The sequence below is a fragment of the Sulfurimonas sp. ST-27 genome (genome assembly GCF_048081595.1).
Taxonomy (GTDB): Bacteria; Campylobacterota; Campylobacteria; order Campylobacterales; family Sulfurimonadaceae; genus Sulfurimonas; species Sulfurimonas hydrogeniphila.
The window spans coordinates 1,715,614-1,738,787 of record NZ_CP182226.1 but is presented as its reverse complement, the minus strand read 5'-3'; the positions used below and the strand labels follow the sequence as shown (position 1 = coordinate 1,738,787).

The 23,174-nt window shown below is 36.3% G+C and carries 22 protein-coding genes; 17 read left to right on the top strand and 5 right to left on the bottom strand.

All coding sequences use genetic code 11. The features are described from left to right. Window positions 1-139: 139 nt before the first annotated feature. Complete coding sequence (locus ACM66U_RS09170; RefSeq protein ID WP_418640591.1) at window positions 140-1,381, bottom strand: hypothetical protein; 1,242 nt, start codon at window positions 1,379-1,381, stop codon at window positions 140-142. A 204-nt stretch (window positions 1,382-1,585) separates the two neighbouring features. After that, window positions 1,586-1,987, bottom strand: coding sequence for a hypothetical protein (locus ACM66U_RS09165; protein ID WP_418640590.1), 402 nt, complete (start codon window positions 1,985-1,987; stop codon window positions 1,586-1,588). A gap of 454 nt (window positions 1,988-2,441) precedes the next feature. On the opposite strand from ACM66U_RS09165, the gene ACM66U_RS09160 reads away from it, so the two are divergent. From ACM66U_RS09160 to ACM66U_RS09120, 9 genes are all read left to right on the top strand, one after another. Beyond that, window positions 2,442-5,018: an ATP-dependent Clp protease ATP-binding subunit gene (locus ACM66U_RS09160; protein WP_418640589.1), complete on the top strand. Its 2,577-nt coding sequence runs from the start codon at window positions 2,442-2,444 to the stop codon at window positions 5,016-5,018. A 69-nt stretch (window positions 5,019-5,087) separates the two neighbouring features. After that, window positions 5,088-5,222 (top strand): 50S ribosomal protein L34, encoded by a 135-nt coding sequence (gene rpmH, locus ACM66U_RS09155; RefSeq protein WP_013327469.1) that lies wholly within the window; start codon window positions 5,088-5,090, stop codon window positions 5,220-5,222. After that, the gene (rnpA, locus tag ACM66U_RS09150) at window positions 5,210-5,548 is read left to right on the top strand and encodes a ribonuclease P protein component (RefSeq protein WP_418641414.1); all 339 of its coding nucleotides are present in this window, start codon (window positions 5,210-5,212) and stop codon (window positions 5,546-5,548) included. The genes rpmH and rnpA overlap by 13 nt, the downstream gene beginning before the upstream one ends. Further along, window positions 5,529-5,852 (top strand): membrane protein insertion efficiency factor YidD, encoded by a 324-nt coding sequence (yidD, locus tag ACM66U_RS09145; RefSeq protein WP_151899779.1) that lies wholly within the window; start codon window positions 5,529-5,531, stop codon window positions 5,850-5,852. The genes rnpA and yidD overlap by 20 nt, the downstream gene beginning before the upstream one ends. Before the next feature lie 3 nt (window positions 5,853-5,855). Further along, window positions 5,856-7,466 carry a membrane protein insertase YidC gene (gene yidC, locus ACM66U_RS09140; RefSeq protein ID WP_346389873.1) on the top strand — a complete coding sequence of 537 codons (1,611 nt, stop codon included), beginning with the start codon at window positions 5,856-5,858 and terminating at the stop codon, window positions 7,464-7,466. After that, the gene (locus tag ACM66U_RS09135) at window positions 7,466-8,350 is read left to right on the top strand and encodes a Jag N-terminal domain-containing protein (RefSeq protein ID WP_418640588.1); all 885 of its coding nucleotides are present in this window, start codon (window positions 7,466-7,468) and stop codon (window positions 8,348-8,350) included. The genes yidC and ACM66U_RS09135 overlap by 1 nt, the downstream gene beginning before the upstream one ends. Window positions 8,351-8,353: 3 nt before the next feature. Next, on the top strand, window positions 8,354-9,691 hold the full coding sequence (gene mnmE / locus ACM66U_RS09130) for a tRNA uridine-5-carboxymethylaminomethyl(34) synthesis GTPase MnmE (RefSeq protein ID WP_418640587.1): 1,338 nt from the start codon (window positions 8,354-8,356) through the stop codon (window positions 9,689-9,691). 2 nt (window positions 9,692-9,693) lie between these two features. Continuing rightward, on the top strand, window positions 9,694-10,101 hold the full coding sequence (gene ruvX / locus ACM66U_RS09125) for a Holliday junction resolvase RuvX (RefSeq protein WP_418640586.1): 408 nt from the start codon (window positions 9,694-9,696) through the stop codon (window positions 10,099-10,101). A gap of 84 nt (window positions 10,102-10,185) precedes the next feature. Next, complete coding sequence (locus ACM66U_RS09120; protein ID WP_418640585.1) at window positions 10,186-12,687, top strand: EAL domain-containing protein; 2,502 nt, start codon at window positions 10,186-10,188, stop codon at window positions 12,685-12,687. On the opposite strand, the gene ACM66U_RS09115 is transcribed toward ACM66U_RS09120, so the two are convergent. Together ACM66U_RS09115 and ACM66U_RS09110 are read right to left on the bottom strand one after the other, a co-directional pair. Beyond that, window positions 12,671-13,408, bottom strand: a complete 738-nt coding sequence (locus ACM66U_RS09115) for a hypothetical protein (protein ID WP_418640584.1) — start codon at window positions 13,406-13,408, stop codon at window positions 12,671-12,673. The two genes, ACM66U_RS09120 and ACM66U_RS09115, sit on opposite strands and share 17 nt — an antisense overlap. Beyond that, window positions 13,399-14,049 (bottom strand): hypothetical protein, encoded by a 651-nt coding sequence (locus tag ACM66U_RS09110; protein WP_418640583.1) that lies wholly within the window; start codon window positions 14,047-14,049, stop codon window positions 13,399-13,401. Before ACM66U_RS09110 ends, ACM66U_RS09115 begins: the two co-directional genes overlap by 10 nt. A gap of 425 nt (window positions 14,050-14,474) precedes the next feature. On the opposite strand from ACM66U_RS09110, the gene ilvC reads away from it, so the two are divergent. After that, entirely contained in the window at window positions 14,475-15,497 is a 1,023-nt protein-coding gene (ilvC, locus tag ACM66U_RS09105) for a ketol-acid reductoisomerase (RefSeq protein WP_151899787.1), read from the top strand. A 40-nt stretch (window positions 15,498-15,537) separates the two neighbouring features. Here ilvC and ACM66U_RS09100 read toward each other — a convergent pair whose 3' ends face one another. After that, window positions 15,538-16,266 (bottom strand): EAL domain-containing protein, encoded by a 729-nt coding sequence (locus ACM66U_RS09100; RefSeq protein ID WP_418640582.1) that lies wholly within the window; start codon window positions 16,264-16,266, stop codon window positions 15,538-15,540. A 300-nt stretch (window positions 16,267-16,566) separates the two neighbouring features. Here ACM66U_RS09100 and bioD point away from each other — a divergent pair, with 300 nt between their 5' ends. The 7 genes from bioD to ACM66U_RS09065 are packed head-to-tail and all read left to right on the top strand — an operon-like array spanning window position 16,567 to window position 23,174. Then, window positions 16,567-17,214: a dethiobiotin synthase gene (gene bioD, locus ACM66U_RS09095; protein WP_418640581.1), complete on the top strand. Its 648-nt coding sequence runs from the start codon at window positions 16,567-16,569 to the stop codon at window positions 17,212-17,214. A 21-nt stretch (window positions 17,215-17,235) separates the two neighbouring features. After that, on the top strand, window positions 17,236-18,105 hold the full coding sequence (locus ACM66U_RS09090) for an aspartate carbamoyltransferase catalytic subunit (protein WP_418640580.1): 870 nt from the start codon (window positions 17,236-17,238) through the stop codon (window positions 18,103-18,105). Then, window positions 18,102-19,040 carry an aminodeoxychorismate synthase component I gene (locus ACM66U_RS09085; RefSeq protein WP_418640579.1) on the top strand — a complete coding sequence of 313 codons (939 nt, stop codon included), beginning with the start codon at window positions 18,102-18,104 and terminating at the stop codon, window positions 19,038-19,040. The genes ACM66U_RS09090 and ACM66U_RS09085 overlap by 4 nt, the downstream gene beginning before the upstream one ends. After that, complete coding sequence (locus ACM66U_RS09080; protein ID WP_418640578.1) at window positions 19,037-20,353, top strand: sensor histidine kinase; 1,317 nt, start codon at window positions 19,037-19,039, stop codon at window positions 20,351-20,353. Before ACM66U_RS09085 ends, ACM66U_RS09080 begins: the two co-directional genes overlap by 4 nt. Before the next feature lie 57 nt (window positions 20,354-20,410). Continuing rightward, window positions 20,411-21,394 (top strand): transaldolase, encoded by a 984-nt coding sequence (locus ACM66U_RS09075; RefSeq protein ID WP_418640577.1) that lies wholly within the window; start codon window positions 20,411-20,413, stop codon window positions 21,392-21,394. Continuing rightward, window positions 21,391-22,581: a type IV pilus twitching motility protein PilT gene (locus ACM66U_RS09070; protein ID WP_151899793.1), complete on the top strand. Its 1,191-nt coding sequence runs from the start codon at window positions 21,391-21,393 to the stop codon at window positions 22,579-22,581. The genes ACM66U_RS09075 and ACM66U_RS09070 overlap by 4 nt, the downstream gene beginning before the upstream one ends. Before the next feature lie 56 nt (window positions 22,582-22,637). Beyond that, complete coding sequence (locus tag ACM66U_RS09065; RefSeq protein WP_151899794.1) at window positions 22,638-23,174, top strand: 50S ribosomal protein L25/general stress protein Ctc; 537 nt, start codon at window positions 22,638-22,640, stop codon at window positions 23,172-23,174.

Genomic DNA, 23,174 nt, shown 5'->3' with positions numbered 1-23,174 from the left:
ATAATAATATAAATTTGTAAAGATAAAAATATTTAATTCCATTAACGACTGTCGTGAGCAATAATTTTCCGCTAGGGAAATTATTGGTCTCCTCGTACTTGTTATATCGTTGTTGCTTTACATCCTAAAAGTGGAGATTTCATTCATAGGAGCGTAATTTACAGGACTCATTATCTAAACATAGAATATCTTTATCAAAGATTTCTGTACCTTTTGTTCCCAGTAAAGCTAAATGAAATAAATCTTTTTTAAATTTTTGTTTTAACATTTCTTCAAATTTAATGGCTCCATCAACCCTTTGTTCATACAAAATAATATACCTATCATTCCTTGAACTATATCTGTCTTTAACTGAATGTCTCGTAATGCCTATCTTATAATAGGCTTTATTTTTATATAATATTTTTAAATAATAAAAGATATGATCTGCATTTGGATTTATAACTAGTTTTTGGATCAGTGATTCTTGTTTGATTTCAGAGTTTATGATTGTAAAATTCATTTTATCCATTTCTGACTCTACATCTTTATTTGTTAATATGCGACTTTTGTCAATTATTTTTTCTTTATTATTTTGTTCTAATAACTTTCTAGCCCTAGATATATCATTATTAGCATTTTTCATAGCCATAAGACATTCTTTAACAGAAGCTTTATAAGTTGCATGTAGAAATCGAGTTTTTAAGATTATATCTTTTTTAGTCTTATCTACTGTAATTAATTGCTTATTTGATAAATCGTTAAGTGTTTTTAATCTTTTTTGTTCTTTTATATATAGTTTATTTGATTTTAAAATTATTTTATTTTTTTGTTGAACTTCATCCCATTCTGGAGAAGTAAATGAGTAAAGAATCATTTTTCTTATTTTCATTTCTAAGTAGTTAACAACTCTTCTTTCTACTTCTGTATTAAATAAACTATTTTTTGTAAAATATAATCTTATATATTTAGAAATAATAGACATTGTACTTTTATTTAAGTTATTATTTAGTTGTTCCCTTTTTTCTTTAGATAGTACAAGAATATGATCAATTATATCTATTTCAATTTTTACTTTAGCTATTTCAACTTCATTATAAAAAATAGAATTGACATGATTAATATCATTTGTTGTGAAACTTTGAATAATATATTTTCGAATCTCTTTGGAAAATTCTTGTGATAAATAAGTTATAGTGTGAGGACCGTAATAATTAAGTGAATGACCTGAATAATAAGTGAATTCATTATTAAGAAGATTAATCATATCTTTATCACTTGTTATCAACAATTGTTCTTTTGGTACCAGTAATTTATTATCTATTTTAGAAATAAAAAACTTCTTAAATGCTTCATATTCTTTTATTTTTGTTTCTTTTCTTGCTTCTTCTTTTTCTTCCAAAATATCTCTTTTTTTGAAAAATTATACTTTGTTCCTTCTTAATCATTAGTTGTTTTTTAAAATTTTGTCTTTATTATGCACTTTCTGAATCTACAGTGATTAAATTATTTCTTTTATCTGTTGGAAAAAAGCTTTTAGGAGGTGCATGTTCTACAGAAACTTTTTCTTTCCCGCTAGGGTAAATTATTGGTCTCCTCGTACTTGTTAAGTGTTTAGTATTTTCAAACCAAGATAGATGGATAAACTTACTATAGCTATTCCTAATGTAAAGTAGGAAAGGTTTATGATAAAAAGTCTTTTTTTCTTAAATGATTCATTTTTACACCATGTTCTTTGTGATTCTTCTTTTTCTAATTCTTTTGCAAGTGCAAAAAAACGTTGAGCATCTATTCGTAATTCGTATAAACTTAAAACTACAGTTATAATAAAACCACTCAATGCAATTAACAATAAATATTTTTCTAAACAGCTATATCTAGAAATATCTGTTTTTGTTAATGCAAGAAAAAAGACACCTGTACCACCAGAAGCTACAGATAAAATATAAGCTCTTAATTTATTTCCAGCATCTTTTGCTAAGTTATGATATTTTGTTGTATCTTCCATATATTTCCTCATCACTTAACTATTCTATCAACAAACATTATAACACAAATGACTCGTATATTAAAAAATAAATGAACACCAATAATGTTAGTTTATTGGAATTTTTATTGGAATTTTTATTGGAATTTTTATTGTAGTTTGTCATGTTTTTGATGATTTGTGAAAATAATGACTGTTATGCTTAAAAATAAAGTGTGCTTTTATTGCTGAATTGGCTAATATTTGAACAAAGTGTTTGTTTATTTGTCTTAAATCGTAATAAAAACACATTTTGTTCCTTTAGGTAGGAGAGATTATTATGAGTGCTAAAAAAATCTAATGAATGATTTTGTTTAACTTCCTTGACAAATAAAGACTCAGGTCGGTATAATTGTAACGCTTTGCAACTAAAGTAGCAAAATGATATTTTGCAAAAAGGTATACTTTCAGCATAAATAAAAAAAAGGATTGAGAGATGAATAACATTTTTGAGAAACTAACACATAATATGACAGAGGCGATTGAGAGTGCGTTGTCTTTAGCTTTACATAACAAAAATCAGGAAGTGACGCCGGTACACTTTTTGTGGGCACTTTTAACAAATTCGGATTCTGTACTGAACCAAATGTTTAACAAGTTGGGTATAGATAAAGTCGCAATGGAATTAGATATTAAAAGTATGGCAGAAAAACTGCCAAAATCTTCAAGTGTGACAAAAGAAAATATCAAACTTTCCCAGGATTTTGTACGAACACTTGAAAACGGTATAGGTCTGATGACAAAAAACGGAGATTCTTATCTTGCTGTAGATACATATATATTAGCAAATTTAAATACAGAGCCGTTTTCAACAATACTGCCAAAATATGTTGATGTCATGCAGTTGAGCAAAGAGCTTGAAGCAGCTCGCGGCGGTGCGAAAATTGATTCGCAAACAGCGGATGAAACATTAGAGGCACTTTCCAAGTATGGTATTGACTTGACAAAAGAAGCAGCGGAGGGAAAACTCGCACCGGTTATCGGACGTGATGAAGAGATAGCACGAACAATGCAGATTCTGATCCGTAAAACGAAAAACAACCCAATGCTTCTAGGAGAGCCTGGGGTTGGTAAAACAGCACTGGTTGAAGGACTTGCACAGAGAATTCAAAGTGGCAATGTTCCAACTTCTTTACAGAACAAGCGTGTGGTTGCGCTTGATATGTCGGCATTGATCGCCGGTGCAAAATACCGTGGTGAGTTTGAAGACAGACTCAAAGCGGTTATAGATGAAGTCAAAGAAAACGGGAATATTATTCTGTTTATTGATGAAATTCATACTATAGTCGGTGCCGGAGCATCAGAGGGTTCAATGGATGCGGCAAACATCCTGAAACCTGCGCTTGCCCGTGGAGAACTCCATACCATAGGTGCAACAACGCTCAAAGAGTATAGAAAATATTTTGAAAAAGATGCTGCACTGCAACGCCGTTTCCTGCCGATTTCTGTGGATGAACCGAGTGTAAACCAGTCGCTTCAGATTCTTCGCGGAATCAAAGAGAGACTCGAAGCTCACCATAATGTCAGTATTGCAGACAGTGCATTGGTCGCTGCGGCAAAACTCTCTGACAGATATATAGCAGACAGGTTCTTGCCGGATAAAGCGATCGATCTGATCGATGAAGCAGCAGCGGAGCTCAAAATGCAAATAGAGTCTGAACCAAATGAACTCAGTGCCGCAAAACGCAAGCTCTCAGAGCTTATGGTTGAAAAAGAAGCACTGAAGATGGAAGAGACACCTGCGAATAAAAAGCGACTTGAAGAGATAGAAAAAGAGTTGGCTGATATTGAAGAAAAAGTAAGAAAACTTGAGTCTCAGTTCCAAACAGAAAAAGAGGTGTTTGAAAAAATCTCAGCTATTAAAGCAGAAATAGAAGCAAAACGCCGTGAAGCAGAGCTTGCAAAAAGCCGTTCTGAATTTAACCGTGCTGCAGAAATTGAGTATGGAGAAATTCCAAAACTCATTGAAGAAGAAAAAGCCTTAAATGAGCAGTGGAACAGAATGCAGGCAGAAGGAACTCTCTTGAAAAATTCTGTTGATGAAGAATCAATTGCTTCTATTGTCAGCAGATGGACAGGTATTCCTGTAAATAAAATGCTGCAAAGCGAGAAAGACAAAATCCTGCATGTGGAAGATGTGCTGAATGAAACAGTTGTAGGACAGTCACAGGCGACGCATGCTGTTGCTCGTGCTATTAAACGCAACAAAGCAGGACTGAGCGATAAGAACAGACCTATAGGCAGCTTTATGTTCCTTGGGCCAACAGGTGTCGGTAAAACACAGACTGCAAAAACTTTGGCAAAATTCTTGTTTGACTCTGAGGATGCGCTCATTAGAATTGATATGAGTGAATATATGGAGAAACATGCTGTGTCACGCCTGGTCGGTGCAGCTCCTGGATATGTCGGCTATGAAGAGGGAGGACAGCTTACAGAGGCTGTAAGAAGAAAACCTTATTCTGTTGTACTTTTTGATGAAGTGGAAAAGGCACATCCTGATGTGTTCAATATGCTTCTTCAGGTGCTTGATGACGGGCGTTTGACAGACAACAAAGGTGTTACGGTTGATTTTAGCAATACTATTATCATCCTGACATCAAATATTGCAAGTGACAAAATTATCACTCATTCAGGAAGTCCTGAACTTGAAGGCATGGTTATGGCCGAACTCAAAAAAGCCTTTAAGCCTGAATTTTTGAACAGACTTGATGAAGTGGTAATCTTTAATGCGCTTGGCAAAGAACAAATTAAAGGAATTGTTGATATATTCTTTAACGAGATTGTCAACAAAGTCAAAGAGAGAAATATTGAACTTTCTTTAAGTGAAGAGGCAAAAGAGTATATTGCAGAAGCCGGATTTGACCCTGTATACGGAGCACGTCCGCTCAAACGAGCATTGTACGAAATTGTGGAAGACCGTTTGGCTGACTTGATTCTTGAAGGTACAGTGAAAGAGGGCTCTCATGTTGAATTTACCGTTGTAAACGGTGAGGTGGAAGTTAAGGTTTCTTAAAAACCTTAACCACGCTTTAAGTAAAGTTTTTGTAAACTTCCGAACTTAAATCAGATAAGGATATGTCGAATGAAAAGAACATACCAGCCACACAATACACCTAGAAAGCGAACACACGGTTTTAGAGCCAGAATGGCTACTAAAAATGGTCGTAACATCATTAATCGTCGTCGTGCCAAAGGTCGTAAAAAATTGACAGTATAGGCGGATTCAACACACTGAAACTCCATAAAGAGTTTCAATATGTTTACAACAAAGGAAAAAACCAGCATTCTCAGAGTGTTGTCCTCTTTTTCCTTCCTCAACCAGGAGTACGCAAAGTAGGTTTTACCGCCACCAAAAAACTTGGCAATGCGGTAAAGCGTAATCGGGCGAAGCGCCGTCTTCGTGCGCTTTTTTGTGAGTACTCCTATTCACTAAAAGATGGTATCTATGTATTTGTTGCAAAAGCGGCAATCTTTGACGCACCATTTGAAAAACTCACCAATGATTTCCATAAAGTATTAACCCGTGCGAAAACTTTTACTTAAGCTTTTATGGCTCTATCAGAAATTTTTTACACTTATCGGCTATGGATCATGCCGCTATTATCCTACATGTAGCGAATATGCACGTATAAATTTCGAAAATAATTCAATTTCAAGTGCTTTTTACCACTCTTTTACTAGAATACTACGTTGCAATCAATTTTTTGACGGCGGAATAGAGTATCCACTCCTGGACAAACTCTCTTTAGAGCCCGCTAAACTTGAGATTGATACTGTAAAATATTGGTTGGTTCCAAATAAAAAAAACCGCTATTACATCATAAAAAATTTTTTATATAAAGGGTAATTTGTGTTAGACAAAATGTCACCAAACCAAAGACTGATAGTCGCCGTACTATTGTCAATAATTTTTTTCGTAGGCTATACTGCGATATTTCCGCCAAAAGAACAAAAGGTAGCAGAGAATGCTAAAACAGAAAATGCTGCGTCTTTAACAGATACACAGAACAAAGATGTTGCATCACGAGTAGAAGAGGCGTCAGGACATGCTGTATCTGAATTGGAAAAAGCAGATAAAAGCATATCCAATACCATCGTTACAATTACAAACAAGAATTTTATCTTAAAAATTGACACGCTCGGACGTATCTCTTCAAAAGAGTTGCTTGAAGAAAAGTTCAGAAATGATGATAATCTGCATGCACAGGTTATTCCGGAATTTGGAACGAAACCGCTTTATATCCGTTTCAGTGATGATGCTGTTAATGATGAAGCTACAAAAGTGGCATATAGTGCAAATGTAAGCAGTGTAGAGCTATCCGACAAGCCGGTTACTGTTACGCTGACACAAAAGTTGTCAAATCTTACCGTTACAAAAGTACTGACATTTTATGCAGATGGGCATTATGATGCAAAAATATCTACATCGCAGGATGTCAGACATTATGTTTATCTGGGAGACAGACCGCAGGTTTCCAAAAAGCTTATGGCAGTTGCCGGTGCACTCATCTATACAGATGATGATGTTGTGCATATTATTGAAGACGGTGATGCCGAGGGCAGAAAAGTATTTCAGGGTGTAAAACTTGCATCATCGTTTGATCAGTACACTGCGATTATACTCTATGGATTTAAAAAAGATACGAATGTTATTGTTGAGCGCGGAAAAGATGACAACCCGGTTGTCTACTTTGAAGCAGGCAAAGAAGAGAACATACACGGATACATCGGACCAAAAGAGCATAAAGTCCTTAAAGCGATTGATCCGATGCTGACAAATGCTATAGAGTACGGCTGGTTTACTTTTGCTGCCAAACCTCTTTTTGCACTGCTTTCCTGGTTACACGGAATTTTTGGAAACTGGGGATGGGCTATTATTGCATTGACGGCAATTATCAGAATTGTACTTTATCCTTTGACATACAAAGGTATGGTTTCTATGCAAAAAATGAAAGAACTGGCACCGAAACTCAAAGAGCTCAAAGAAAAGTACAAAAAAGATCCGCAACGTCTCAATGCGGCTACGATGGAGATGTATAAAAAACACGGTGCCAACCCATTGGGCGGATGTCTCCCTATGATATTGCAGATTCCTGTGTTTTTCGCGCTTTACAGAACACTTTTGAATGCTGTTGAACTGCAGGGTGCGCCATGGATTCTGTGGATTAACGATCTGTCCCGTATGGATCCGTACTATGTGCTGCCGATTTTAATGGGTGCGTCTATGTTTTTACAGCAACGTATGACACCGAACAACTTTACAGATCCTATGCAGGAAAAAGTATTCAAATATCTTCCTGTCATATTTACATTTTTCTTTGTAACTTTTCCTTCGGGATTGGTGCTGTACTGGTTTACAAACAACCTGTTCTCAATTGCACAGCAGTATATTGTAAATCAGCAGTTCAAAAATGCCAAAGATGCAAAAGCGGCAATTGAAAAAAGCAGTGAGAAAAAGTAATGATTAAGATTGAGGCAGTAACCCTGGAAGGTGCATTCAAAGATGCAGCCACTGCACTGGACTGCTCTGTAACGCAGCTGGCTGTTGAAGTTGTACAGGCTCCAAGCAGTGGCTTTTTAGGCTTTTTTAAAAAGAAAGCCATAATAGTTGCAACAATAAAAAATGAGATTTCCAAAGAAGAAAAAGAACCGCAAAAGACTCCTCAAAAGGCTCCTCAAAAGGCTCCGGAAATTTTGCCGGATACAAATGATGATATACAACAGCACACAATGCTCAACGATACAATTATGCCTACGTCATTTGTAAGTGATCAGGATGAAGATGAACTCGAAGAAGATTTGGCGAGTGGGCTTGCATATACAGCAGACTATGATGATGAATATGATGATATAGCAATAGAAGAAGTGAGCGATACTCCAAATATAGAAACAATTGTTACAGAGGTTGAAAAAGACATTAACCAACTCTTTGCTCTTATCTGTTTTGACATAGAAAAAGTTGAAGTTTCAGCCTATGACAAAGAAACACTGTTGGTTGAGTTTAAGGGTGAAGATGCAGCACTTCTTATAGGAAAAGAGGGCTATAGATACAAGGCTCTCTCTTATATGCTGTTTAATTGGATTAATACAAAATATGGTTTGCAAATACGTCTTGAGATAGCAGAGTTTTTAAAAAACCAGGAAGAGTCGGTTGGGAGATACCTAACAAATGTTTATGAAAATATTGACAGAGACGGACGGGCACAGACAAAAATACTTGACGGTGTACTGGTACAAATTGCACTCAAAGAGTTGCGTGAACGGTATCCGGACAAATACGTAGTTATCCGTTCTACAAAAGACGGTCTGAAATACATAATCATTAATGACTATCACAACAACTAGACTATGAATGAAACTATAGCTGCCATTGCAACAGCAAATGGCATTGGCTCTATTGCTGTTATTCGTCTGAGTGGTGAAAAAGCTCTGACAATAGCAAAACAGCTTACATGTAAAGAGAATTTCATCCCCAGACATGCCACACTCACAAATATTTACAATAATGAAAATGAGCTTGTTGATGAAGCGATAGTTATTTACTTTCAGGGACCATACTCTTTTACTGCTGAGGATGTTGTAGAGATACAGTGTCACGGCGGTTTTATAGTTGCACAGAGTATTCTCAGAGCAACACTCAAAGCAGGGGCACGTCTTGCCAATGCCGGTGAATTTTCAAAACGGGCTTTTCTAAACGGAAGAATTGACTTGAGTGAAGCAGAAGCCATAGCACAGCTTATAGAAGCCAAAAGTGAAGATGCGGCAAAAATTTTGGCTTCTCAGATGAAAGGTTCTTTGAAAGAATTTATAGAGCAGGTCAGAGATGAGATTATTCATATTCTGGCATACAGTGAGGTTACTATAGATTATGCAGAAGAAGACTTGCCTCAGGATTTGGTAGCACAGATAGAATCAAAACTTGAGGAACTCTATGCACTGCTCGAAAAAACCCTTATTGCTTCAAAGTCAAGAGAGGGATTGATGCAAGGGTTTAAGGTGGCTATTATCGGAAAGCCAAATGTTGGTAAAAGTTCACTCTTGAATGCCCTGCTTAATTATAACCGTGCGATAGTCAGTGATATAGCAGGCACAACGCGGGATACAATAGAAGAACAGGTCAGAATAGGCACACATCTTATACGGATTGTAGATACTGCCGGTATTCGTGAATCAAACGATGAAATAGAGCGTATTGGAATACAGCGTAGCCTTGAGGCAATCCGTGAAAGTGATATTGTTATAGCTTTGTTTGATGCTTCGCGCGTTGCAGATGCACAAGACAAAGAAATAGTAAAACTTATTGCCTCAAACAAAGAAAAAAAAGAGATACTTGTTGTTAAAAATAAAATAGACCTGGAAGAAAAATTTGACTTGCCGGGTTTGGCTTTTGATTTGGCATTGAATTCCAAGAGTGATGTGACGGCTTTGGTTAAAAAGCTTGAAGAAATTATGGACTCAAACAATGTAAGTGATGAGATTATGCTTATCTCTGAGCGTCAAATTTCTGCAGTTGAAGCGACAATGCAAAATATACAAGAGGCTTTTGAACCGCTCAAGGATCAGGAATTGGAAATATTTTCTTTTCATCTCAATGAAGCTGTAAAGGCAATGGCAGGCATTACCCGTCCGTTTGAAAATGATGAAATGCTTGATAAAATGTTCGGCTCTTTTTGTCTGGGTAAATAGTTTTGAAATATATTGCAATAGATTTGGGGCTCAAACGTATCGGATTGGCATATTCAGCACATAAAGAGATCGTTACACCTCTTCCCGCCATTATAAGAAAAAACCGCAACCAGGCTTCACTGGAAGTAAAAAAAGCCATAAAAGAGTGGGAAGCTGATGTGGTTGTCATAGGCATTCCTCTGGGCGGGAGCAGTGAAGATGAGATGCGCAGACGTATTGAACATTTTATGAATCTGGTTGCTTTTGAGGGAGAAATCTTTTATCAGGATGAAGCCGGCAGCTCACTTGAAGCGGAGCAGATGATGAAAGGTAAAATAAAATATATCCGCGATGGTCGAGTGGACTCACTTTCAGCAATGATTATTTTACAAAGATTTTTACAACTGAAGGGCACCTCTAAAAACCCCTGAGATATATTAACATTCACAGCAATATTCCTACTGCTTTGCTATGGTATCAATGATATTAAAGCTTCAGTTTACTACAATATAACTATGTTAAATAAAACTATAACGTTTCAAAATATATCAGAATTAAAAAAAATGAAGCCTTTTGCTTCAGACTCTAAAACACTTATACAAATATTTTGTGCAAATAATAATCTTCAAGAGATAAAAGAGATACAAAACTATTTTGCAACAACTTATCCCCAGACTACGATTATCGGGACAACAACAGATGGTGCCTTGCACAATACAGATATTTATATTGCATCAAAGCATGTTGTAACCTTTACGAAATTTGAAAAGACAGAGTTGAAGGCTATCCTTGTCGAGCATGCCGATTCTACACAAATGAGCTATATCTGCGGTAAAAAATTATTAAGAAAAATTCTTCGTCCCAATACAAAAGCACTCATCAGTTTTGCTGACGGACTCCACACAAACGGGGAAGAGTTCCTAAAGGGCATTAACAGTATTAATCCAAACATCGTAGTTTCAGGCGGGTTGGCCGGTGACAACGGAGAACTCAAAAAAACTTTTGTATTTAACAATAAGCATATTACTGAGAATGGAGCAGTCGGTGTTACTTTGAATTCTGATGCATTGAATGTTTTTACACACTACAGTTTTGACTGGACACCTATAGGCAAGAAGCTTACAATTACAAAAGCAGTTAAAAACAGAGTATATGAAATAGACGGTATAAGCGCCGTAGATATGTATGCAAAATATATGGGCAAAGAACTGGCTCAAAATCTTCCTAAAATCGGTATAGAATTTCCACTTATATTTGAAAAAGACGGGGTGAACATAGGCAGGGCAGTACTGTTTAAACACGAAGACGGTTCGTTGACCTTTGCCGGCAATCTTGACGAGGGTGAGAAAGTCCGTTTTGGTGTAGGCAATGTTGATAATCTGCTAAAAAGCGGTGAATATCAGCTGGATAAAATATTTGACAGACTTCAGTTTCAACCCGAAGCCGTATTTGTTTACTCCTGTATGGCAAGAAGACGTTTTATGGAAAAATATATAGAGTATGAATTAGAAGGACTCTCTACGCTTGGCGACATAAGTGGTTTTTTTACTTATGGAGAATTTTTTTCTAATCAGAAAAGTGATTTGCTTAATGAATCCATTACTCTGCTTGGTCTAAGCGAAAGCAATAAAACACTCGAGAGTGTTCACAGAAAAAGTGTTATACACAAAAAAGATTTCGCAGTGAGTACAGAATATGCCCTTGCAAACCTTGCAAACAGCGTATCGCAGGAGTTGGCTGAGTTAAATGCCGAACTTGAAAAAAGAGTGCAAAGAAGTGCAGAGTTTATCTACAAACAGGCATATTTTGATAAATTGACAGAGATGCCAAACAGATTGAGTCTGCTTGACAGGATAGATGAGTGTGTGGGTGAAACAGTTTTTTTGGTAAATATTGATGATTTTACTACTATAAATGATTTTTACGGGCATGCGGTAGGCGATACTGTGTTGGTGAAAATGTCGCAATATTTACACGAATTTACAAAACGTGAGGGAATGGAGTTATTTAAGTTACCTTCGGATGAGTTTGCTATTATTTCAAATAAAGAACAAACCTATACTGTTATTGAAAATACCATTCAACAGCTTATAAGTACTATAGAACAAAAAGAGTTTTTGGTAAAAGATCAGGTTATTCATGTTTCGGTGACTGTTTCAGCAGCATATATCAATGAGAAAAAAACCGGTCTGGCTAATGCCGATATGGTGCTTAAAGCTGCGAAAAAAGCGCACAAACCCTATTTGATTTTCAATAAATCTTTAGAACTTGCAAAAAAATATGAGTCAAATCTGCAAATGGCAAATGAGATTAAAAGAGCGATAGAGAATGATGACATTATTCCGTACTATCAGCCTATTTTTAGTATAAAAACAGGAAAAATTGAAAAATATGAAGCACTTGTACGCCTGAGAAAAGCTGATGGAAAAATTCTTTCTCCCTATTTTTTTCTTGAAATCAGTGAAAAAATAAGGCTCTACCCTCGAATAACCGAAATTATGATAGAAAAAACATTTTCTTTTTTTGCCGGCAACGGTTTGGACTTTAGCATCAATCTCTCTTTCAGTGACATATTCAGCGAAAAAATGCGAAATTTTCTTTTTGAAAAAATCAAAGAGTATAATATTGCAAAGCAGTTAACAATAGAAATTCTGGAAACACAGGAGTATACGAACGAAAATATCGTAAACGATTTTACAAAAGAAGTCTATGCATCAGGCGCATCCATTGCCATTGATGATTTTGGAAGCGGATTTGCCAATTTTCAATATATGACAAGTATTTCATGTGATTATATGAAAATAGACGGTTCGCTGATTAAAAATATTCATCAGGATCAAAATTCGCGCTTGATTGTCGAAACAATTGTGGTATTTGCAAAAAAACTTGGGAAAAAAGTCATAGCAGAGTTTGTGCACTCTGCCGAGGTGTTGGATGTTGTCAGAGAAATTGGTATAGAATATGCGCAAGGGTATTACCTTGGCGAACCACAGGAAAAGCTTATTGAGCCATTATGAAAAGATTATTACTTGGATGGGTTATTTCGCTGAAACGTTCTTTTAATTCTCTGTCAAAAGTCAAAATAAAGACATTTGTATTTTTTAATCCGGCATCTTGAAAATTCTGCAGTAAAACATCATCTGCCACATTTTTTCCATGATCACACTTTATAAAATTAAATGAGTTGAGTGTTTTGCCGTAATCATATAAATTTGCCTCCCATTCCGCTCGTTTAAGATAGAGGGAATCAGGGTTTGCTGCTAAAAAAATATTGGTATCAGAAATTTTGTAAGGCTCGATAATATCATTGAAAATCGAGGCAATACTTGAAAAATTTTCTATATCCCAAAAAAGATAACTTTGTTTGGCCTGTGATTTTTGTTTTTTGTTGATAAGTTTGAGCCTTTTTGTAATATTGAAACTTGAATGTGCCGTGTCGTTGATAATTTGAATACGCTTTTTTAACTGTTGGGCGTCATTTGTGGGAAAACCCAGAATTTCACCCAGGTTTATATAAAAATCCAGGTTCAGCAGCTCTTTTTCTGCGCCGCCTTTTTGATACTTTTTTAATTTTGCCAGCTTTGCATCACAAAACAGAAGGTTTATGCTCATTTTTTCATGATTCGCATAGGCCTGTTTTGTTTTAAAAAAAATATCTTTCGCTTCAGGAGTATCGGGGAACTCTATTGATCCTCTGTATTTATACTCTATAGTAATTTTTTGTTTGTTTAAAGACATTTGAAATACTCAGCTGCTTCTTTTTCATCGTCAGTAAGTTTCTCTGTTGTATATAAAGGATCTTCGCTCATTAATTTTTTAATCTCATTTTGACAGTAGGAAAAAAGAATTTCTTTTGCATGTGTGTTATCATCCAAAAAACCCAGTCCGCTGAATTTATACGGATCTTCCTGTTCTATGCACAGCAGTGTTCCCTCACACTCTTTTTCAAGGATATCAACAAGCGTTCTGTAGTTTATGTCAAATTCTGTTGCATTCCAGCCTATCTCTTCAAGTGTTTCATCGGCAAATTTGTCAACACCGTCGCCTGTTGTATCATCATAGGAGGCACGGGGTGTATTCACTCTAATCAACTCCTGCCAATTGGAAAATGCTTTTATAAGTACCTGCTGTTCATTTTCGGTGATTTGATAATTGTTACCAAATATTTCTGCAAGAGAAGGTGTTTTTGCCGATGAGAGTGCATTCATCGGCAGAGGTGTATGCCTGCCCTGATAGATGAGGATTTCTGTTTCGTCAAAAGGCACATATTTTATTGCTCCGTCTATATTGATGCCGTACTCTTTTGCAGAGTTTATTGCTTTAAGCAGTTCTGATTTATCAACTGTAACAACTTCATTAAAAAGGTTGAATTTTTTCATTTTTTCTCCAAATTTTTTCATATTATACAGAGTATGAGATTAACTCAGATAATTTAACAGAAGTTATTGCCATCCCAAAGCAAACTTAAGCATACCAGCGATTAAAAGAATATGCAATTGCGAGGCACAAATTCGCAGGAGCTACTAGTAGCTTCAAGGATTTGTAACGAAGTCAAGTGTATGTTCTTTTAATCGTCCTTTGGATAACACATAAAGAGGCAATCTGCAAAGCATCTATTTTTCAACTCTACTAGTAGAGCCTTCAGAATAGCTACTTCACATCTTACCTCTTGATGAGTTACTGGTATGCTTAAGTTTGCTTTGGGATGGCAATATAAGTTTAGTATAATAAAAGTTTTACTATTAATAGAGTATAATGCGACAAATTTTTCAAGGGATATACCCATGAAGCTCAAGGAAATGTAATGGCATTAAATGTTTACTATGATAAAGATTGTGATATTAATATAATCAGAAGCAAAAAAGTTGCAATGATAGGATTTGGTTCTCAGGGGCACGCACACGCTGAAAACCTTAGAGACAGCGGTGTAGATGTTGTTGTCGGTCTTCGTAAAGGCGGCGCAAGCTGGGCAAAAGCCGAGGCAAAAGGATTTGAGGTCTTAACAGTTGCTGAAGCTACTGCAAAAGCAGATGTTGTTATGATTCTTCTTCCTGATGAAGATCAGGCAAGAATTTACAAAGAAGAGATTGAACCAAATTTAAAAGCGGGCGATACGATCGCTTTTGGTCATGGTTTTAACATTCACTACAAGAGTATTATTCCTGCTGCAGATATCAATGTTACTATGATTGCACCAAAGGCTCCGGGGCATACCGTACGTTCTGAATTTGTACGCGGCGGCGGTATTCCGGATCTTATTGCTATTGAAAATGATCCTTCAGGAACTACAAAAGAGTTGGCACTCTCTTACGCTTCTGCAATCGGTGGCGGGCGTACTGCGATTATTGAAACAACTTTCAAAGATGAAACAGAAACTGACCTTTTTGGAGAGCAGGCTGTTCTTTGCGGCGGTGTTACTTCTTTGGTTCAAGCCGGTTTTGAAACATTGACAGAAGCCGGATATGCTCCTGAAATGGCTTACTTTGAGTGTCTTCACGAACTCAAGCTTATCGTTGACCTGATGTTTGAGGGCGGAATTGCCGATATGAGATACTCTATCTCAAACACTGCTGAGTATGGTGACTATGTTTCTGGCAAACGTGTTATCAACAAAGAATCAAAAGAGGCAATGAAAGAGATTCTCAAAGAGATTCAAGACGGCAGATTTGCAAAAGACTTTATACTTGAAGGTCAGGCCGGGTATCCTCGTATGAATGCAGAAAGAGCAAATGCCCGTGCTTCATTGATTGAACAGACTGGTGTAAAGTTACGTGAAATGATGCCTTGGATTTCAGCAAATAAAATTGTCAACCAAGATACAAACTAATTTTATTCTCAGCACTTGCCATTTGGCAGTGTGCTGATGATCATCTGCATATATTTTCATCATTTTTCCAAATATTTATAAACGTCTCTTTAAAAAGATAACCCTGTATATAGTCAATACCCATCTCTTGTGCTATTTTTAAATCATTGCTGTTTTCAATACCTTCCAAAATCGTTTTTTTGGATGAGATTTTTGCATAGTTGACAACACCTTTCATCACTTCTATATATGCGGGATGCTGTTTGATTCTCTTTAAAACATCTATATCCAGTTTAATAACATCCGCTCTGCATAACAGAGAGGTAAAATAGATACTGTTTGGTTTGGCAAAGTCATCATAGGCATAGGATATTTCATATTCATTCATCCAGTCCATAAAATTTTCAACATCCTGAGCATTTTCTTCATCAGAATTTTCTATAATTTCCACAACAACATTATCGGTATTTTGGAAAAAGTCGATCCAAAAAGCAACATGATGATCACTGATAGCGACATCAGGGTCAAGATTTAAAAATAATTTTTTGCCGGGAGGCTGATGGTGCAACTGAAATTTTTTCAAAACAGTTTCAACATAAAAGAAGAGTTCAATATTTTGATGGATACTCTTAAAAAATTCATAAGGAGATATGATAGTATTTCCGTATTTAAATCGGCTTAATGCCTCATAGGCAAATATTTCCATATTTTTTAACTCAATTATAGGCTCATAACAGACGCCATACCCTTCATTCGCTATAATAGAACCGATATATTCTTTTATCTTCATGCTATACAAGAGACTTTGTGAGTGTATAAATTTTATTTTTTGAAAGATATGGATATCTCATAGAAAGTATTTTAACAATAGGACAAATGAGTTTAACACTTTTGTCATAAGCAGATTGCTGCAGCAGAGTCTGTATTTTTGATTTTAGTATTGTGTCTGACATAAGAAGCCTTTTAATGATAATTAGTATCAATTTTTGAAATTGTAGCATGCTCTTTCTTAAGTATATATTAATATCGATAGTGGTTATCAATATATAGTTTGGTTTTCTATGATATAATTTGAAAAAAGGAAATAGATTTGGCAAAACGTATTTTTGTAACAGCTACCAATACCGATATAGGCAAAACATATACTACAAAACTTCTACTGGAGTCATTTGCTTCGCGAGGTTTGCGTGTAGGTGTGATGAAACCGATAGAAACAGGTGTTGTTGATGGTTTTTATCCTGATGGAAGTGAACTTTTGACATTGGTGCAAAAATTAAATCCGGAGTTTTTGGGTTTACATGTAGAAGATATAGTTCCTGTATCATATGAACTTCCTGCCGCTCCTTTTGTCGCATCAGGCGGTACGGCACTTGATAAGAGCAGATTACATGTAACTGTGCAAAAGCTTGAGAAACTGTGTGATGTATTGATAATCGAAGGGGCGGGCGGATTATATGTGCCTGTGGATGAAAAGTATATGATTATTGACCTGATAGCAGAGTTTGAAGCACCCGCACTCCTGGTAACACACTGCTCTTTGGGCTGCATTAATGATACTCTGTTGAGTAAAAAAGCTTTGGAAGATAAAAATATTGCGCATGTAGTTGGATTTAACTGCCGGGATCAAGAGGCTGGTTTTGATAAAATCAGTCGGCCTTATTTTGACAAAAGCGGATTTGGTGTGTTGAAAATTCAAGAGGATATTGACACTATAAGCCAACTCCTGTATAATTTGTAAATTATATAATTTAGGATAAAAATGCAGCATTTAATACGTACTGATGATTTTACAAAAGAAGAGATACAAAGGTTGTTGGCAGATGCAAAAAAATTCAGTGACGGCCGTTTTGAAAGAATTTTAGAAGACAAGATTATTATTACACTTTTTTTTGAAAATTCGACACGAACAAAAAGTTCGTTTGAAATAGCCGCAAAAAGACTCGGTGCTGAAATAGTGCATCTTGATGTTGCAAAAAGTTCTACAAAAAAAGGTGAAACACTTGTAGATACGGCAATGAATCTTGATGCTATGGGACCACATGCCATCATAGTCCGTCATGAAAATGCGGGTGTGCCCCAGATTCTTTCAAAGCATACCAAGGCTAGCATTGTCAATGCCGGCGACGGTGCCCATGCCCATCCTTCTCAGGCCCTTTTGGATTTGTATACACTCAAGGAGCACTTTGGCTCACTTGAAGGAAAAAAAATCGCTATTGTCGGAGATATTAAAAACTCCCGTGTTGCAAACTCAAATATAGAACTTTTAACACGTTTTGGAATGGAGGTGATTTTGGTGGCACCACCGCATTTTTTACCAAAAACCCATCTAAGAACAACTCATTATTTGTCAGAGATTATTGACGAGGTAGATGCTATTATGAGTCTTCGTACACAGACAGAGCGACACTCTTCGCAAAGTTACGCTTCGTTAAAAGACTATGCAAGCGATTTTTGTATAACGGAGGAACTCATTGGAGACAGAGAGATTATACTCCTGCACCCGGGACCAGTTCATCGAAATATCGATATCAGTGATGCAATGCTCGAAGATAAGCGTTGCAAGGTCTTGGAGCAGGTGAGTAACGGGGTTAATATACGAATGGCTATACTCAAAAAACTGATTGCATGAGTTTTGAGAAAATAAATGTTTTGGCAAAACAGAAAAAGCCGTTTTTGTTTATAAGTGACTTTAAAGGGGAAAATGTTGAGGTAATTCTTCTTGAAGACCTGGAAAAAGAAGATATAGAGTTTTGTATTAACGAAAAATACAGTTTCAAAAAACATTTGCATACCCTTCAGACTGATCCCATAAAATTTTCAGAGTATAAAAAAAAATTTGATGCTGTTATTGAAAAGATTAAATCAGGCGAGACCTATATCCTCAATCTTACCCAACAGACACCTGTAAAAACAGACCTTACTTTAAAAGAGATGTTCAGGGTGGCAAATGCGCATTATAAACTGCGTTATAAAGATGAGTTTCTCTGCTTTTCTCCTGAAAAATTTATACAAATAGCCGACAATACGATTCATACCTTTCCTATGAAAGGCACTATTGATGCTGCCAAAGTCAATGCCGAGAAAAAAATATTAGCCGATGAAAAAGAGATGGCTGAGCATATTATGATAGTAGATTTGCTCAGAAATGATCTTTCCATGGTCGCTTCTGATGTTACAGTAGAGAGATTTCGTTATATACAGACAATAGAAGCCGGGGAGAAGAAACTTTTACAGATAAGCTCCCATATACGCGGTTCTTTACATGTAAACTGGCAGGAAGAACTCGGTACAATATTGCAAACACTTCTTCCGGCGGGGAGTATAAGCGGTGCACCCAAAAAAAGTACCGTCAATATTATTGAAGATATTGAAGGCTATGCCCGCGGATTTTTCAGTGGAGTATTTGGTGTGTTTGACGGGAACAGCCTGGACAGCGGTGTGATGATACGTTTTATACAAAAGAGTGCCAAGGGGTACTTTTATAAAAGCGGCGGTGGAATTACTTTGGACAGTGATGTACAAAGTGAGTATAAAGAACTGCAGGATAAGATATATTTACCATGAAAAACAAATTGTTAGAGAACTTTTTTACCAGTGGCTGGGATTTTAAAGAAGATGAAAGTGAATTAAAAAATAAATTTCAAATGGTGAATATTGTTTTTTTACTCTCTTTTGCCGGATTGATTTTTGGGATCAGTGCAAATATTCTCAGAGCAACACCGGCGCTTATTCCTGTAGAAACTGTTTTATTGTTAAGTGCTGTTGGACTCATGTTGGCTTTACGTATCAATAAAAAGTATTTTAAAGTCATATCTTTTTTGATGACTCTGCAGTACAGTATACTGTTTTTACTCCTGGTTTATATGAGCAAGCCTGAAGAATTAAAACATATATGGATTTTTACCTACCCTATTATTCTTCTCTACTTTGGAAGTGACAGGCATGTGTTTTTTTGGGTTGCGGCAATGGTGTTTTTCTTGCTCATCGCACCGATACAGCCTTTTGTACATGTATCGTATTCTTTGTTTCAGGTGACGTATATCTCTTTTGTGCTTATTCTTGTAAGTATCATTATCTATTTTTATCAAAAGCGTATGAATGAAGCGGCAAGTTTAATCATTGAACAGAAAAATATGCTCAAAAAGCAGCTGGATGAACTGACGAAAAAAGATAAAATATTGTCTGTACAGTCCAAACAGGCGGTTATGGGCGAGATGATAAGCATGATAGCCCACCAATGGCGTCAGCCTCTTTCAACTGTCACCCTCAATATATCAAATTTACAGATAAAACGCCTGTTGGGAAAAGAGATCAGAGAAAAAGAATATGAAACCGCTTTTGAAGAGATAAACAATACTATTGCCTACCTTTCGGCCACGATTGATGATTTTCAAACCTATTTTCATCCCAAAAAAGAGATAAACTCCATAGAGATAAACGAGTTGATACAAAAAGCGATTAATTTTACTAAACCGAGACTCAAAGAAACATATATAAAAATTTTATATATGCAAAAAAACAGTGCAGTTATCAATACATATACCAATGAACTTATTCAGGTACTGTTGAATATTTTAAATAACGCCGTTGATGAACTGATTGCAAGAGAGATTAAAGATCCGAAAATAATTATTCGTGTACAGAACCGGGGAGATGCCTTGCAGTTAGAAATTGAAGATAATGCGGGAGGGATAAAAAAAGAGCATATTGATTCTATTTTTGAACCTTATTTCAGTACAAAAGGCAAGAATGGGACAGGACTTGGCCTTTACATGTCACAAATGATAATGCACAAACAGTTTCATACAACAATAGAGGTTGAGAGTGAAAAAAACAGTACTGTATTTCATTTTACAGTACCAAAGAAACTAGCTTAATTTTAGATTGATTGGGTTATAATAGATTTCAAAAATTACTAAACAGTAGGAATTAAAATGTATATAGAAGATTTGAAGTTTTCATTATGGGCTGATTTTATAGAAAGAGATTACCTGGACAAAGAATTTAAAGAGCTTATAGACAAAAAAATAATCAATGGAGCCACTTCAAATCCGGCAATATTTAAGAATGCAATTTTAAGCTCTCCTGCATACAAAGAGCAACTTGCATCACTGGATGCGCTTTCTCCAAAAGAAAAATATGAAGCAGTGGCAATATATGACATACGAAAAGCAGCAGATATTTTAAAACCCTTATACGACAAAGGGGATGACGGATATGTCAGTATAGAAGTTGATCCTTTTTTGTGTGATGATGCACAGGCAACTGCTGCAGAGGGAAAAAGGCTTTTTAAGGCGATAAACAGAGAAAATGTTATGATAAAAGTTCCGGCCACAGAAGCTGGGTATGAAGCGATGCAGGCGTTGACATCTGTTGGAATCCCTGTGAACGCAACATTGATTTTTAAAAAATCCCAAGCCATATACTGTGCGCAGGCTTTTGAAAAAGGAAGTGAAATATATGGCAAAAGCGTGCCTACTGTTATCAGTATTTTTGTCAGCAGAATCGACCGGGCACTTGATATACTCTTAAAAGAAAACGGTATAGAAACAGGATTGACAGGCATATACAATACTTCTGTCATCTATGAAGAGATACAGAGTATGAATGTAAAGGGATGCAGGGCTCTTTTTGCCAGTACCGGAGTAAAAGACGACTCTCTGCCGCCCTATTATTACATCGAAAAACTGTTGGCGTATAACAGTGTCAATACAGCGCCTGTAGATACCATAAAAGCATTTCATGCGCATAATGGTTCTAAAAAAGCAGCTTTGCCGATTGATAAAAAAATCATTAACAGACATTTTACACAGATAGAAGATACCGGTGTTAAAATGGATGAAGTACTGCAAAAGCAAATTGATGATGGTTTGGAAGCATTTAAAAAAGCATTCCAAGAGATATTGGAGGCATTATGAATACAGAGGTTGATGTCAGTAAGCTGACATTTGAGCAGTTAAAAAAAATACGCCTGCATCTGAAAAAAATGATTGAGGTGGGAGGCAGTGACTTACATGTAAAGGCCAATGCTGTAATTCGGGCAAGGATTAATGGAAATATTGTCCAGTTTTCCGGTGGTATTTTAACAAAAGAGGATGCTTTGATATTTGCAAAAGAACTTTTAAAAGGGCGTTTTGCCGAGTTTGTTGAAAAAAAAGAGCTCGATTTGGTATATCCTTATGATGAAAACAACCGTTTCCGTGTCAATATATTTTTTCAGATGGACGGAGTGTCGGCAGTATTTCGTGTGATTCCTATCAAAATTCCTTCATTTGAAGAACTCTATTTACCGGATATTGTCAAAAGTTTTACACAAAGAGAAAGAGGCTTGGTTCTTGTGACGGGTGTGACCGGAAGCGGTAAGTCTACAACACTTGCAGCACTTGTCAATGAGATTAATCTTACTAAGAAAAAGCACATAATTACCATTGAAGATCCGATCGAATTTGTGCACAAGGACAGAAACTGTATCATCAATCAGCGTTCTGTAGGCCAGGATACCCTCTCTTTTGGAACAGCTCTGCGTGCAGCACTTCGTGAAGACCCTGATATTATTCTGGTAGGGGAAATGCGGGATCAGGAGACGATAAACCTTGCCCTGCACGCGGCAGACACCGGTCACCTTGTTTTTTCAACACTGCATACAGTGGATGCGAAAGAGACGATCAACCGTATAATTGCCCAGTTCCCGACAGATGAGCAAAATCGTGTGCGTCTTTCACTTGCAGGTGTTTTGCAGGGAGTAGTTTCTCAAAGGCTGATACCTACTGTAGACGGAAAGCGCCGCGCCGCTCTTGAAGTACTGGTACGGACTCCGACAATTGAAAAACTTATTTTGGAAAACAGAGATTACGAAATTCGTGATGCAATTGAAGCAGGAAAAGAGCATTACAAATCACAAAGTTTTGACCAGGCTATTCTGGATCTCTACAATGAAGGTGTTATTTCCAAAGAAGAAGCGCTTAACAATGCGACGAGTGCTTCTGATGTAGAACTGAAAATGAACGGACTTATAAGCGGGACAATGGCAGATATGGCTGAAGAAAATGAACTGCCAAAAGTTGAAATATCTTCTGACGATGATGATATTTTTGATTTAAAGTAAAGTTTAATCCATAAAACTGTATAATTGCGCCTATTTTAAAAGACAAAGGACTTCATATGTTAGAAGGTATAGTTAGAGAGAGTATTGGCAAAAAGGGCACAAAAGCGCTTCGCCGTGATGGTTATCTAATTGCGAATATTTACGGAAAAGGGCTTGAAAATATCAATGCTGCATTTAAAGAAAATGAGTATATCCGTACTGTTCGTAATAAAAACACATTGGCATTTCCTGTTTCAATTGATGGAAAAGAGATGCAGGTTGTTGTTCAGGCATATGAGTCTCATCCGGTAACAGGAAAACTTTTACATGTAGATTTAATGGTGGCACAGCCAGGTGTTGTAACACACTATATGGTTCCTGTTGAAGCGGTCGGTGATTCAATCGGTGTGAAAAACAAAGGACTTGTAAATATTTCAAAAAGACGTTTGAGAGTCAAAGCAAAGATTGAAGATTTACCAAAAGCAATTACAATTGATGTAACAGATATGGATATTGGCGACGCTAAGCTTATTCGTGACATCGAAGTAACTGAAAATGTACAATTTACAGATGCTGACCGTGTTGCCGTACTAAGTATTATCAAAGCTAAGTAG